General features: G+C 61.7%; 13 protein-coding genes. 7 read left to right on the top strand and 6 right to left on the bottom strand.

Translation table 11 applies throughout. The annotated features are described in order from the left end of the window. Positions 1–118: 118 nt before the first annotated feature. The 5 genes from relA to D3M70_RS19250 all read right to left on the bottom strand — a co-directional run bounded on the left by relA (position 119) and on the right by D3M70_RS19250 (position 7,113). Complete coding sequence (gene relA, locus D3M70_RS19230; protein ID WP_120127269.1) at positions 119–2,362, bottom strand: GTP diphosphokinase; 2,244 nt, start codon at positions 2,360–2,362, stop codon at positions 119–121. Between the two features lie 160 nt (positions 2,363–2,522). After that, entirely contained in the window at positions 2,523–3,878 is a 1,356-nt protein-coding gene (rlmD, locus tag D3M70_RS19235; protein WP_120127270.1) for a 23S rRNA (uracil(1939)-C(5))-methyltransferase RlmD, read from the bottom strand. Beyond that, positions 3,878–4,780: a cysteine synthase CysM gene (gene cysM, locus D3M70_RS19240; protein WP_120127271.1), complete on the bottom strand. Its 903-nt coding sequence runs from the start codon at positions 4,778–4,780 to the stop codon at positions 3,878–3,880. The genes rlmD and cysM overlap by 1 nt, the downstream gene beginning before the upstream one ends. Before the next feature lie 226 nt (positions 4,781–5,006). Beyond that, entirely contained in the window at positions 5,007–6,386 is a 1,380-nt protein-coding gene (locus tag D3M70_RS19245; protein WP_120127272.1) for a cell wall metabolism sensor histidine kinase WalK, read from the bottom strand. Continuing rightward, positions 6,379–7,113, bottom strand: coding sequence for a response regulator transcription factor (locus D3M70_RS19250; protein ID WP_120127273.1), 735 nt, complete (start codon positions 7,111–7,113; stop codon positions 6,379–6,381). Before D3M70_RS19250 ends, D3M70_RS19245 begins: the two co-directional genes overlap by 8 nt. Positions 7,114–7,352: 239 nt before the next feature. Between D3M70_RS19250 and D3M70_RS19255 the strand changes: the two genes are divergently transcribed. The 4 genes from D3M70_RS19255 (at position 7,353) to D3M70_RS19270 (ending at position 12,163) form a co-directional block, all read left to right on the top strand. Continuing rightward, entirely contained in the window at positions 7,353–10,106 is a 2,754-nt protein-coding gene (locus D3M70_RS19255) for a response regulator (RefSeq protein WP_120127274.1), read from the top strand. Positions 10,107–10,275: 169 nt separating this feature from the next. Next, positions 10,276–11,259 carry a 2-hydroxyacid dehydrogenase gene (locus D3M70_RS19260; RefSeq protein ID WP_120127275.1) on the top strand — a complete coding sequence of 328 codons (984 nt, stop codon included), beginning with the start codon at positions 10,276–10,278 and terminating at the stop codon, positions 11,257–11,259. Between the two features lie 65 nt (positions 11,260–11,324). Continuing rightward, complete coding sequence (locus D3M70_RS19265) at positions 11,325–11,762, top strand: hypothetical protein (protein WP_120127276.1); 438 nt, start codon at positions 11,325–11,327, stop codon at positions 11,760–11,762. After that, positions 11,759–12,163: an META domain-containing protein gene (locus D3M70_RS19270; RefSeq protein ID WP_120127277.1), complete on the top strand. Its 405-nt coding sequence runs from the start codon at positions 11,759–11,761 to the stop codon at positions 12,161–12,163. The genes D3M70_RS19265 and D3M70_RS19270 overlap by 4 nt, the downstream gene beginning before the upstream one ends. A gap of 143 nt (positions 12,164–12,306) precedes the next feature. Here D3M70_RS19270 and D3M70_RS19275 read toward each other — a convergent pair whose 3' ends face one another. Beyond that, on the bottom strand, positions 12,307–12,774 hold the full coding sequence (locus D3M70_RS19275; protein WP_120127278.1) for a TlpA disulfide reductase family protein: 468 nt from the start codon (positions 12,772–12,774) through the stop codon (positions 12,307–12,309). Between the two features lie 101 nt (positions 12,775–12,875). Between D3M70_RS19275 and arsC the strand changes: the two genes are divergently transcribed. The 3 genes from arsC to D3M70_RS19290 are packed head-to-tail and all read left to right on the top strand — an operon-like array spanning position 12,876 to position 14,243. Beyond that, entirely contained in the window at positions 12,876–13,229 is a 354-nt protein-coding gene (gene arsC / locus D3M70_RS19280; RefSeq protein ID WP_120127279.1) for an arsenate reductase (glutaredoxin), read from the top strand. After that, a complete protein-coding gene (gene wrbA / locus D3M70_RS19285) occupies positions 13,226–13,831 on the top strand; it encodes an NAD(P)H:quinone oxidoreductase (protein ID WP_120127280.1) in 606 nt (201 codons plus the stop codon). Before arsC ends, wrbA begins: the two co-directional genes overlap by 4 nt. Beyond that, positions 13,824–14,243, top strand: a complete 420-nt coding sequence (locus D3M70_RS19290; protein WP_120127281.1) for a DUF2069 domain-containing protein — start codon at positions 13,824–13,826, stop codon at positions 14,241–14,243. Before wrbA ends, D3M70_RS19290 begins: the two co-directional genes overlap by 8 nt. The last annotated feature ends 104 nt before the right edge of the window (positions 14,244–14,347 follow it).

Genomic DNA, 14,347 nt, shown 5'->3' on the forward strand with positions numbered 1-14,347 from the left:
CTCAAGACATCCGGCGCCTGAAGCACCGCTATCGCGAGCAAGCTCACGCCTGCAGGACATCGCATTCCCTGTAGGCGCGAGCTTGCTCGCGATCAGCGGTTGCCAGAACAACGCCTGGTCAAGGCGTACGATTACGCCGTGTCTCGATGATGTTCGGCAACTGCGAGATACGCCCCAGCAAACGGCCCAGTGCATCGAGCCCCGGGATTTCGATGGTCAGCGACATCAGCGCAGTGTTGTCTTCCTTGTTCGAGCGGGTGTTGACCGCCAGCACGTTGATGCGCTCGTTGAGCAGCACCTGGGAGACGTCACGCAGCAGCCCGGAACGGTCGTAGGCACGGATGATGATGTCCACCGGGTACGTGAGCACTGGCACCGGGCCCCAACTGACCTGAATGATCCGTTCAGGTTCGCGTCCGCCCAGTTGCAGCACCGAGGCGCAGTCCTGACGGTGAATGCTCACACCGCGGCCTTGTGTGATGTAACCGACGATGGCATCGCCGGGCAACGGCTGGCAGCAGCCGGCCATCTGGGTCATCAGGTTGCCGACGCCCTGAATCTGAATGTCGCCACGCTTGCCCGGCTTGTAACCGGTGGCTTTGCGTGGAATCAGCTCCAGTTGCTCGTTGCCGCGCTCCGGCTCGACCAGTTGCTGTGCGAGATTGACCAGCTGCGCCAGACGCAAATCACCAGCACCCAACGCGGCGAACATATCTTCGGCGGTCCGCATGTTGGCTTTTTCCGCCAACTTGTCGAAGTCCACCTGCGGCAGAGCCAGACGTGCCAGTTCCCGTTCGAGCAGGACCTTACCGGCGGCGACGTTCTGATCGCGGGCCTGCAATTTGAACCAGTGAACGATTTTGGCCCGCGCCCTGGAGGTTGTGATGTAGCCCAGGTTCGAGTTCAGCCAGTCACGGCTCGGCGTGCCGTGCTTGCTGGTGATGATCTCGACCTGCTCACCGGTTTGCAGGCTGTAGTTAAGCGGGACGATACGGCCGTTGATCTTCGCGCCACGGCAGTTGTGGCCGATTTCGGTGTGTACCCGATAGGCGAAGTCCAGCGGTGTCGCGCCTTTGGGCAAGTCGATGGCATGGCCGTCCGGGGTGAAGACATACACCCGGTCCGGCTCGATATCGACGCGCAGCTGCTCGGCCAGACCGCCGATATCACCCAGTTCTTCGTGCCACTCCAGCACCTGACGCAACCACGAGATTTTCTCCTCGTAGTGGTTGGAACTGGATTTGACGTCGGTGCCCTTGTACTTCCAGTGGGCACAGACGCCGAGCTCGGCCTCTTCGTGCATCGCGTGGGTGCGGATCTGCACTTCCAGCACCTTGCCCTCGGGACCGATCACCGCCGTGTGCAGCGAGCGATAGCCGTTCTCCTTGGGGTTGGCGATGTAGTCGTCGAATTCCTTGGGGATGTGACGCCAGAGGGTGTGGACGATGCCGAGCGCGGTGTAGCAGTCGCGCATTTCCGGGACCAGCACGCGCACGGCGCGAACGTCGTAGATCTGGCTGAATTCCAGACCCTTGCGCTGCATTTTGCGCCAGATCGAATAGATGTGTTTGGCCCGGCCGCTGATATCGGCGGTCACGCCGGTGGCCAGCAGTTCGTTTTCAAGCTGACACATCACGTCGGTGATGAAACGCTCGCGGTCAAGACGACGCTCATGCAGCAGCTTGGCGATCTGTTTGTATTGCTCAGGCTCCAGGTAACGGAAGGACAGGTCCTCCAGTTCCCATTTGATATGCCCAATGCCCAGACGGTGAGCCAGCGGCGCGTAGATGTCGAAGACTTCCCGGGCAACGCGGTTGCGCTTCTCGTCGTCAGTGTTCTTCACGGCGCGGATGGCGCAGGTGCGTTCGGCGAGCTTGATCAGCGCGACACGCACGTCGTCGACCATGGCGACCAGCATCTTGCGCAGGTTCTCCACCTGCGCCTGAGTGCCGAGCACCAGCGATTGGCGCGGGCTGAGACTGGCGCTAATGGCCGCCATGCGCAGCACGCCATCGATCAACTTGGCCACCGTCGGGCCGAAGCGCTGACTGACGTCGGGCAAGGGAATCTTGCCCTCGCGCACGCCGCGGTAGATCACGGCGGCGATGAGCGAGTCCTGGTCCAGCTTGAGGTCGGCCAGGATTTCAGCGATTTCCAGGCCCGTCTGAAAACTCGACGTGCCTTCGGCCCAGAGGTTCTTGGCGGCGTTGTCCTGCTGCTCGGCTTGCCGGGCAAATTCACAGGCTTCCTTCAAGGCCTGTCGGTCCACTGCGAGGTCGACGCTGACCACATGATCAAGCCATGCGTCGAGGTTGATACTGCCGTCTGTGTTTATCGGCTGGTGTGCTCTCACCTGTACCATGTTGCTTACCTTCCCTACGGCGCGATGAAATGCGCCATCAGTCGCCAGCCTTCTTCAGCGCACACACCTTGCGGGCCATGCAAGAGCCTATGCGCGGGCCAGTCGGATTAAACGAGATTCCCTGTGAGGCGTCGGCTCGGATCCTGGAGCCCTGCTTGCCTCACTTACTCGCTTCAAATAACGCCATTGCCTCGACATGCGCTGTCTGCGGAAACATATCGAGGATTCCGGCACGTTTTAAACGGTAGCCCTGCCTGATCAATTCGACCGTGTCGCGCGCCAAAGTTGCCGGGTTGCACGACACATAAACCAAACGTTCAGCACCCAGTGACTTCAACTTGCGGACCACTTCGAACGCCCCGTCACGCGGGGGATCGAGCAGTACCGCGCAGAAACCTTCCGCCACCCAGGGCGCCTTGTCCAGCGGCTGCGACAGATCCGCCTGATAAAACTTCACATTGTGCAAATCATTGCTCAGTGCATTGCCCGTTGCGCGTTGCACCATGGTCTCGACGCCCTCCACTGCCACCACTTCGCGTGCGGATTGCGACAGTGGCAAGGCGAAGTTACCAAGCCCGCAGAACAAGTCCAGCACTCGTTCGTGCGGACGTGGATCAAGCCACGCCAACGCCTGCGCGATCATCGCGGTATTGACCTGTGCGTTGATCTGCACGAAGTCGCCCGGACGATACGCCAGCTCCAGATTCCAGGGTTCAAGACGAAAGCCCAGCGGCGCCGAAGGATTCACCGGCTGCGGCCCATCTTCGCCGTGCAACCACAGCTGCGCGTCATGGGTTTCGCAGAATGCCTTGAGAACGTCCAGATCCTTGTCCGCCAGCGGCGCGGTATGGCGCAGCAAAACGGCGTTGGCCGATCCGCTGAACAGTTCGACGTGACCCAGCGCCTGAGGCTTGCTCAAGCGTCTGAGCATGTCCGGTAACGCCGTCATGATCGGTTGCAAGGCCTGTACCAGCACCGGGCATTGATCGATGGCGATGATGTCTTGACTGGAGGCTGCACGAAAACCCACCACCAGGCGTTTGCCTTTGGCGTCCCAGCGAACGGCGACGCGGGCACGACGTCGGTAGGCGTACTCATCGCCGGTCAACGGCGCGGCCCACTGCTCGGGCTCGACACCGGCAACGCGACTCAACTGTTCGGCGAGCATGCGCTGTTTCAGGGCAAGCTGCTCGTCGTGGGGCATCTGTTGCACGCTGCAACCGCCACATCGTCCGAAGTGCGCGCAAGGCGCCGGACGACGCATGGGGCTGGCGTTGAATACACGCTCGGTGCGCGCCTCGACCACTTTGCCGTGGGCGCCAAGCACCCGGGCTTCCACCTCTTCTCCGGCCAGACTGCCCGCCACGAACCAGGTTCGCCCCTCAATGAAGCCGATGCCTCGGCCGTCGCTGGACAGACGCTCGATGGTCAGACGTTGCTTTTTACCGGTCGGGACCTGCGTCGTCCGGGTGCCGCCACTGGGCTGGAAACGCAGGCCTGCATCACGCTTGGCCATCAGTTGGGCGCATCGTAGACACCGGTCGACAGGTAACGGTCGCCCCGGTCACAGATGATCGCGACCATGACCGCATTTTCCACTTCCTGAGAAAGACGCAGCATGCCGGCAACTGCGCCGCCAGAAGATACGCCGCAGAAGATGCCTTCTTCGCGGGCCAGACGACGCATGACGTCCTCGGCTTCGCTCTGGGCCATGTCCATGATCCGGTCCACACGGTCGGCCTGGTAGATCTTTGGCAGGTATTCGTGCGGCCAGCGGCGGATGCCCGGAATGGCTGAGCCGTCCATCGGCTGCAGACCGACGATCTGGATCTGCGGGTTCTGTTCCTTGAGGTAACGCGAGGTGCCCATGATGGTACCGGTGGTCCCCATGGAGCTGACGAAATGGGTGATGGTGCCGCCGGTCTGTTGCCAGATTTCCGGGCCGGTGCCGACGTAGTGGGCTTCGGGGTTATCGCCATTGGCGAACTGGTCCAGCACCTTGCCGCGGCCTTCGGCCTGCATGCGTTCAGCCAGATCGCGAGCGCCTTCCATGCCCTCTTCCTTGCTGACCAGAATCAGCTCGGCACCATAGGCGGTCATCGCGGCCTTGCGCTCGGCGCTGGAGTTGTCCGGCATGATCAGGATCATGCGGTAACCCTTGATCGCCGCGGCCATGGCCAGGGCAATGCCGGTATTGCCGGAGGTGGCTTCGATCAGGGTATCGCCCTGATGGATCTGCCCGCGCAACTCGGCGCGGGTGATCATCGACAGCGCCGGACGGTCCTTGACGGAACCGGCCGGGTTATTGCCTTCGAGCTTGAGCAGCAACATGTTGCTGGTGTTCCCGGCCATGCGTTGCAGACGCACCAGCGGGGTGTTGCCGACGCAATCGGCGATGGTTTGATACTGCAGGGTCATGGCGTGTTCGCGATCCAGACGTGCGGGGGTCGCCTATCATACCGGCAATCGCCTCAAGCCCATATCACGCAAAGTGAGTTCGATATAGCGAAAGGAAATAAGCACTCGGACTCCGGTGTCAGCCCCCGTAGGAGCGCGCTTGCCCGCGATAGCGTCGTCCGAGCCGCTGCGAATTACTCAGAAATAGTGCGATCGCGGGCAAGCGCGCTCCTACAGGGCCCGAGTGTCAAGCGACCGCCTCGACCTCCCGCGCCGGTATACGCATGATCATTCGCAAACCCTGTGCGGTGTTCTCCGCCCACATCTCGCCGCCTTGCAGCCGCACTGAATTGCGCGCGATGCTCAACCCCAGGCCGAAACCACCATCGCCCGGCCGCGCACCATCGAGGCGAATGAACGGGGCGAAAATTCGCTCCAGTTCGCTTTCGTCCACGCCACCGCCCTGATCTTCCAGCCATAGCAGCCAATCATCCCCATCGCGCTGACCACTCAGACGCACGATGCCGTCGGATGGCGAATGACGGATGGCGTTGCGCAAGATGTTTTCCAGCGCCTGGGCCAAGGTATTGAGATGACCGCGCACCCAGCAATCGCTTTGCAGATCGCACACCAGTTGGCGCGAAGGCCAACAGCTTTCGAAACAGGCGTTATCCACCAGCATGTCCCACAGCGCCAGGACCTGGATGTCCTCGTCAGGCAGTTTCTGCCGCTCGGCGTCGAGCCAGGCCAGGTGCAGGGTGTCGTCCACCAGCCGGCGCATGCCTTCGACCTCGCGACTCAGGCGTTCACGCAACTCCGGCAGGCTCTGTTCGCTGTCGCATGCCACCCGCAGCCGACTCAAGGGCGTGCGCAGTTCGTGGGACATGTCACGCAGCAACTGCTGTTGGACCTGCACGGTGGATTGCAGGCGGCTGGCCATGTGGTCGAACGCGCGATTGAGCTCGCCCAGTTCGTCCTGACGCGAGGTCATCTGTGGCGATAGCCGGTTGGACAGGCGATCCGCTCGCCAGGCGTTGGCCTGTTCGCGCAACTGGTTAAGCGGACGAATCAGCAGACGATAAAGGCCGACGCACAACAACAGCGTGAAAAGGCCGGGAATGATCACGTTGGTCAGCATCTGCCAGATCAGCGCGTGACGGCCCGGTTTGAAACGCTCGGGCAACTCGATGATCAGGCTGCCGAGGCTCGGATCGTTGGGAAACGGAATTTTCAACCAGGGCACGGTCTTCTGCCGACGACTCATGGGCCAGTCGACGCCGCGCATGAAGGTCAGACGCTGCACCTGAGCATCACTGAGCGGGATGCTGCTCAACGATTGCAAGTCGCGGCCGATGACGCCCACCCAGCCCTTTTCATGACGACGAACTTCCCGCAACCAGTCATCGATACCCCGCTCATTGCCAACGCCCCACGCCTGTTCGGCCTCGGCGGCGTAGCTGTTGAGCACCCTTCGGGCATCCGGCGACAAGAACGCATTCTGCGTTTCGATGTAACGGCCCCAGTACCAGCTGAGCCAGATCATCAGCAGGCAGAATCCCACCAGCAGAACGGCCAGCTTCCAGAACAACGAATGCCTGCCGGGCAGGCGGGAACGACGTTCACGCATCCGGTTCGGCTGCCGTGAGCACGTAACCCTTGCCCCATACCGTACGCAGATGGTGGGCTTCGTAGCCAATGGCCTTGAGCTTGCGACGGATCTGACTGACGTGCATGTCCAGGCTGCGATCATGCTGTGAGTAACCGCGTTGCAATACATGCTGATAAAGGAAGGGTTTGCTCAGGACGTCCTCGGGATTGCGCCAGAGGGTTTCCAGCAACCGGTACTCGCTGCCGGTCAATTGTGCGGCCACGCCTCTGAAGCTCACATCGCCAAGCCCTTCGCTGAAGGTGAGTTCATCGTGCACAGCGGGCTGCAGCGGGGCGGCGACCGGTGCATGGAAACGGCGCTCCAGCTCTACGCGTCTCAAGATGGCCTCGATCCGCACCCTCAACTCATCGACGCTGAACGGCTTGGGCAGGTAGTCGTCAGCACCATGGCGGAAACCGGTGATGCGGTCTGCCTCTGCGCCGAGTGCGGACATCAGGATGATCGGCATCGTGTGCCGACGACGCAGATTGACCAGGATATCCAGGCCGTTCATGCCGGGCAGCAGAATGTCCATCAGCACCACGTCGAAGGCTTGCCGCTCTGCCCGCTCCAGACCTTCGGCGCCGTTCTGGCACCAGGTCACATGAAAGCCGCAACGGTCCAGTTGGTCATGGACGAAGGCACCCAGCACAGGATCGTCCTCGATGGCGAGTATGCTGGGGCGATGAATGATTGCGGGATTCATTGGCGTCTGCGAGTGATTCTCAGGCCGCGATTATTCAAGATTGCGCCTGCTTGAGCAATGGCGACTGGTCGACGGACGTCGCAAGCGTGTTCGCTGACCGCCTGATTTGCCGGGTACACCCGCTCTCAAGTGGCTACACTGCGCACATTACCAAGGATTGCAAGGCAACCGTGGCGCAGGTCTTGCTTCATTTACGCTGCAAACACCGAGGCGTGATACAGAGTGCCGGAGAACGAAGTGTGCTGAACAAACTGGGCATCAAAGGCCGCGTATTGCTGCTGACCCTCCTGCCGGCCTGCCTCATGGCAGCGCTGCTCGGCGGCTATTTCACCTGGATGCAGCTTTCGGAGTTGCAGACTCAGCTACTCAAGCGCGGCGAGATGATCGCCAACGAGCTGGCGCCGCTCTCTGCAGCGGCACTGGCGAGCGACGACAAGCCCATACTCGATCGCATCGCCGGCCAGGTGCTGGAACAGGCAGATGTCCGTGCGGTGTCGTTTCTGGATGCTGACCGCAATCTTCTGGCCCACGCCGGTCCGACCATGATCAATCAGCCACCGATCGGCAACAGCACGCATATCCTGCAACGCTCCGACAATGACGCCACCCGTTACCTGATGCCGGTGTTCGGGCGCAATCGCCATCTCACCGGCGAAGTGGTGCCTGAAGAAGCCGACCGGCTGCTGGGCTGGGTCGAACTCGAACTGTCCCACAGCGGCACGTTGCTGCGCGGTTACCGCAGCCTGTTCTTCAGCCTTCTTTTGATCGTCATCGGGCTGGGCCTGACCGCCATGCTCGCGCTGCGCATGAGCCGAACCATCAACGGCCCCATTGCACAGATCAAACATGTCGTCGCGCAATTGAAGGACGGCAATCTGGAGGCGCGATTGCCGCCGATGGGCAGCAATGAACTGGACGAACTGGGCTCAGGCATCAACCGCATGGCCGCAACGCTTCAGAATGCTCAGGAAGAATTGCAGCACAGCATCGAGCAGGCCACCGAAGATGTGCGCCAGAATCTGGAGACCATCGAGATCCAGAACATCGAGCTGGATCTGGCACGCAAGGAAGCCTTGGAAGCGAGCCGGATCAAATCCGAATTCCTCGCCAACATGAGTCACGAGATTCGCACCCCGCTCAACGGCATCCTGGGGTTCACCCATCTGTTGCAGAAAAGCGAACTGACACCGCGCCAGCACGATTATCTGGGCACCATCGAGAAGTCCGCCGACAGCCTGCTGAGCATCATCAACGAGATTCTCGACTTCTCGAAGATCGAGGCCGGCAAGCTGGTGCTCGACGCCATTCCGTTCAACCTGCGCGACCTGCTGCAAGACACCCTGACGATTCTGGCCCCCGCTGCGCACGCCAAACAGCTGGAGCTGGTGAGTCTGGTCTATCGCGATACGCCGCTGTCGCTGGTGGGCGATCCGTTGCGGCTCAAGCAGATCCTCACCAACCTGGTGAGCAACGCCATCAAGTTCACCCGTGAAGGCACCATCGTCGCCCGCGCCATGCTCGAAGACGAACAGGACGACAAGGTACAACTGCGCATCAGCGTGCAGGACACTGGCATCGGCCTGTCCAGTCAGGACGTGCGTGCGCTGTTTCAGGCATTCAGCCAGGCGGATAACTCACTGTCGCGGCACTCGGGCGGCACCGGGCTGGGACTGGTGATTTCCAAGCGTCTGATCGAACAGATGGGCGGCGAGATCGGTGTCGAGAGCACGCCGGGAGAAGGCTCGGAGTTCTGGATCAGCGTGACCCTGCCCAAAACCCGCGACGATCTTGAGGATCTGCCAGCGCCGCCGTTGATGGGACGCCGTGCGGCGGTGCTGGAGCATCACGACCTGGCGCGCCAGGCGCTGGAACATCAGCTTGAAGACTGCGGCCTGCAACCGATGGTTTTCAACAATCTGGAAAACCTCATCAACGGCGTGACCGTGGTGCACCAGACGCCGCATGCCATCGAAATGGCCGTGCTCGGCGTCACCGCTCACGAACTGCCACCCGAGCGCCTGCGCCAGCAGATATGGGACCTGGAAAACCTCGACTGCAAGGTGCTGGTGCTGTGCCCGACCACCGAACAGGCGCTGTATCAACTGTCGGTGCCGGACGCCTACAGACAGTTGCAGGCCAAACCCGCCTGCACCCGCAAACTGCGGCGCGCGCTGTCGGAGCTGATCAATCCCAAACAGCAGCGCAACGAGGTGCCGGAGCCGATCTCGAGCCGGCCGCCACGCATCCTTTGCGTGGACGACAACCCGGCCAACCTGTTGCTGGTGCAGACGCTGCTCGAAGACATGGGCGCCAAAGTGCTGGCCGTCGACAGTGGTTATGCGGCGGTTCAGGCGGTGCAGGAGGAAACCTTCGATCTGGTGTTGATGGACGTGCAGATGCCGGGCATGGACGGGCGTCAGGCCACCGAGGCGATTCGCAGTTGGGAGTCTGAGCGTCAGGCCACGTCGCTGCCGATCGTCGCCCTCACCGCCCACGCCATGGCCAACGAGAAGCGCGCGCTGCTGCAAAGCGGCATGGACGACTACCTGACCAAGCCGATCAGCGAACGGCAACTGGCGCAGGTGGTGCTGAAATGGACGGGTCTGGCCCTGCGCAATCAGGCGCCGGAGCGGCATCAGGAAATCAGTCACGGCAGCATCAACCTGCAAGTGCTCGATCATGAAGAAGGTTTGCGTCTCGCGGCGGGCAAGGCCGACCTGGCGGCAGACATGCTGGCGATGCTGCTGGCGTCACTCGACACGGATCGCGAAGCCATTCGCGCCGCTCGGGACGCCGACGATCATGTCGCGCTGATCGAACGCGTTCATCGGCTCCACGGTGCCACTCGGTACTGCGGGGTACCGCAATTGCGGGCGGCCTGTCAGCGCAGTGAGACCTTGCTCAAGCAGGATTCACCGGACAGCGAAAAAGCGCTGGATGATCTGGAAAAGGCCATCTCCCGGCTCGAGGTCGAGGCGCGGGTGAGTGCTTGATGTGGATCAAAGCGCGATTGGCCAGACCGCGTACACCTGTAGGAGCGCGCTTGCCCGCGAAAGCGTTGTGTCTGTGAAATATTCGTACCCCGACGCGCCGCAATCGCGGGCAAGCGCGCACCTACAGTTTGAGTCGTGTCGAGCATGAGACTTTCATCAAGGAGCAACCATGCGTACCCTCCTCTACAGCAGCCAGACCTACGACCGTGACAGTTTTCTTTCGGCCCAAGTGTCCGCTGAAATCGAACTGCACTTCCAGCCCGCACGACTGACGCTGGACACCGTCGCGCTCGCCGATCAGTACCCGGTGGTGTGCGCCTTCATCAATGACGATCTCAGCGCACCCGTCCTCGAACGCCTGGCGGCGGGCGGGACGAAGCTGATCGCACTGCGTTCGGCCGGCTTCAACCATGTCGACCTGCCCACCGCGCAACGTCTGGGCCTCGGCGTGGTGCGTGTCCCCGCCTACTCACCCCACGCGGTGGCCGAGCACGCGGTCGCGCTGATCCTCTCGCTCAATCGCCACCTGCACCGCGCCTACAACAGAACCCGCGATGGTGACTTCACTTTGCACGGCCTGACCGGTTTCGATCTGGTGGGCAAGACCGTCGGCGTCGTGGGGACCGGGCAGATCGGTGCCACTTTCGCCCGGATCATGGCCGGGTTCGGCTGTCAGTTACTGGCTTACGACCCCTATCCCGACCCGCAGGTCGAAGCCCTCGGCGCGCGCTATCTGCCGCTGGATCAGTTGCTGGCCGAAGCGCAGATCGTCAGCCTGCATTGCCCGCTCAACGAACAGACACGCCATCTGATCAATTTCGAGTCGCTGTATCGCATGCAGCGCGGAGCGATGTTGATCAACACAGGTCGCGGAGCATTGGTCGATACCCCTGCATTGATCGAGGCACTGAAGAGTGGTCAGTTGGGGTATCTGGGGCTGGATGTCTACGAAGAAGAGGCGCAGCTGTTTTTCGAAGACCGCTCCGACCAGCCATTGCAGGATGACGTGCTGGCACGGCTGCTGACCTTTCCCAACGTTGTCGTGACGGCGCATCAGGCGTTTCTGACCAAAGAAGCATTGGGCGCAATTGCGCAGACAACCCTCGATAACATCACCCAGTGGGCAGCCGGGACACCGCAGAATCTTGTATAGGCGCCCACCGGCAGCGGGCATCGGCAATCTAAAGTGGTAGCATGCGCGCCTATTTGGAGACCCCCATGGCCGAACACGATTTTCGCTACAGCATGCTGACCCCGCACCACACCCTGATCGAATGCCGCAGCCTTGCGGTCGGTCGCTATCAAGTGACCGGTAACGGCGGCTCGATCAAGCACGACGACGTGCTGCTGGTCACCGTCAAAGGCAGCAAAGACCTGTACATGCGCCTGAACGTGGAGAAGGTCCGTCACCTGATCAATCCGCCCGGCCAATGGGTGGCCGTGGCCAACGGTCCGGCGTTCACCGAGCTTGCGATTCATCAGTGGAAGGTCAATTGCAACGGCTGTGGCAAGGAGCAGGACATCGAATTCATGGTCGATGGCAAGGAAGGCAAAAAGGCCCTGCAGCCTGCCGCCACTGCACGCATTGCGGAGCTTGGCTGGAAAACCGTTGGCGAAAAACACCTGTGCCCGGCCTGCGCGAAGAACACCGCATGAAACCGCTGGTACTGACACTGCTCGCCGCCACGATGCTGACGGGCTGCGCCAGCGACACCGACGCGCTCAAGCGTGATCACGGCTATGTACTGGAATGGATTGGCGAACGTCCGCTGATCGACAACAGTCACCTGACCATGACCCTGGGTGAAGACGGCCGCGCTTACGGCAACGCGGGGTGCAATCACTGGTTTGCATCCTACCGGCTGGACGGCGACAAGATCAGCTTCGGCCCCGTGGGCAGCACCCGCAAGATGTGCGCACCGGCCTTGATGGAACAGGAGCACCGTTTCCTGGAGGCCATGGGCAAGGTGCAGCGTTGGGATGTGTCAGAGGTCGAGCAGTTGCAGCTGTGGCCGACGCAAGGATTGCCGTTGCGGTTCTGGCCAGAGGAAGGTTGATCGTTTGATTCGGGTTGCAACTGACCTCGTGCATCACGCGCCTCTGTAGCAGTCCGGCTTGCCGGCGGTAGCGATTTCAGACACGCCACCGCCGGCAAGCCGGACTGCTACAGGGGAAACGAAGCCGAACTGGCGAACGGTGCTCACCCCTTCCCTTTCAACTCCGCGAGTTTCTGCGCCACGCCCGCGGCAGTCTGTTCGCCCATCAACTGCTCACGCACCTTGCCCTTGTCATCAATGATGTAGGTCACCGGCAGCGCTTCGCTCTTGGGCAGGTCGTACTGGTCGGCCGGGTCCTGGGCGAGCACGGTGAATTTGATCCCCAACGCATTGCTGGCGGTTTTCAGGTCTTCGCCCTGCAGGTTGTCGAAGTTGACCCCGAACACGCTGACGTTCTGCCCGCTCATCTGATCGGACAGCTTGTTCAGTTCCGGAATTTCAGTACGGCACGGGCCGCACCATTCGGCCCAGTAGTTGACCACCAGCCAGTGTTGGTCGACCCGGTCACTGGCGACCTTCTGCCCGTTCTGGTCAGTCCCCAGATCCACGCCACACCCGCCGAGCAACACACTACCGATAAGCACTACCGCTGCTGCCAACCGCCTTGCCATGATGCTTGTTCCTTCTAGAGATACAAGAAACAGCCCTGATGTTCGACTGCCTCGTCACCTATGTAGAATAGCCGCCACCTCACGCAAGATGCGACCTGCAAATGACCGATCTGACGCTTTATCACAACCCGCGCTGCTCCAAGTCCCGTGGCGCGCTGGAATTGCTTGAAGCCCGTGGCCTGACGCCGACCGTCGTCCGCTATCTCGAAACCCCGCCGGATGCGGCCCAATTGCGCGACCTGCTGAGCAAACTCGGCATCGGTGCCCGCAGCCTGCTGCGCACCGGTGAAGACGAATACAAAGCGTTGAACCTGGCCGATGCCAGCCTGAGCGATGAGCAACTGATCGCCGCCATGGCAGAACACCCCAAACTGATCGAGCGCCCGATCCTCATCGCGGGCGACAAAGCCGTGATCGGTCGCCCACCCGAGAAAATCCTGGAGATCCTGCCGTGAGCACGCCGTACATTCTGGTTCTGTTCTACAGCCGCAATGGCTCAACCAGCGAAATGGCCCGCCAGATCGCGCGCGGCATCGAGATGGGCGGCATGGAAGCGCGTTTGCGCACTGTGCCGGCGATCTCCACCGAGTGTGAAGCGGTGGCCCCGAGCATCCCGGAAGCCGGCGCGCTGTATGCCACCCTCGATGATCTGAAGAACTGCTCGGGTCTGGCGCTGGGCAGTCCGACCCGGTTTGGCAACATGGCCGCGCCGCTCAAATACTTCCTCGACGGCACCAGTAACCTGTGGCTGACCGGTGCGCTGGTGGGTAAACCCGCCAGCGTGTTCACCTCCACCGCGAGCCTGCACGGCGGTCAGGAAACCACCCTGATGTCGATGCTGCTGCCGCTGTTGCACCACGGCATGTTGGTCACCGGACTGCCTTACAGCGAAGCGGCACTGATCGAAACCAGCGGCGGCGGGACGCCCTATGGCGCCAGTCACCACGCCGGTGCCGATGGCAAACGCCCGCTGGATCAGCACGAAACCACCCTGTGCCGCGCGCTGGGTCAACGCCTGGCGAAAACCGCCTTGCTGCTGGAGCCTTCGCGTGGCTAGAAAGCCCAAGGCACTGCCCGCGCTCGAATGGCTGGAACCTCGCGTCCGCTGGAGCCGTGTGGCGGCCTTGTTGTGCTTTTTCGGGCTGGTCGCGTTGCTCGTCGTTTACTACCTGATCTTCGCCGACCTGCACGGCGCGCGGCCCTGGGTGATCCTTTCGATTGAACTGGTGCCGCTGCTGGTGCTCTCACCGGGGATGATCATCGGCAGCGCTCGCGGGCATTCGTGGACCTGTTTCGTGGTCAACCTGTACTTCATCAAAGGCGCGCTGGCGGCCTACGACCCCAGCCGCTCGCTGTTCGGCGTGCTGGAGATGCTCGCCAGTCTGGCGGTGTTCACCAGCGCGCTGCTGTATGTGCGCTGGCGGTATCAACTCAACCGCAAATCATTTGAAACGGCGCAGCCTCTGTAGCAGCACGGCCGGGCGGCGTTCCGTTTGCCGGCGGTGGCGTATTTGAGATCGCCACCGCCGGCAAGCCGGACTGCTACAGGGGGCAAGTGGCGCCTATGAATTCT

The sequence above is a fragment of the Pseudomonas sp. LS-2 genome, from assembly GCF_003605735.1.
Classification (GTDB): Bacteria; Pseudomonadota; Gammaproteobacteria; order Pseudomonadales; family Pseudomonadaceae; genus Aquipseudomonas.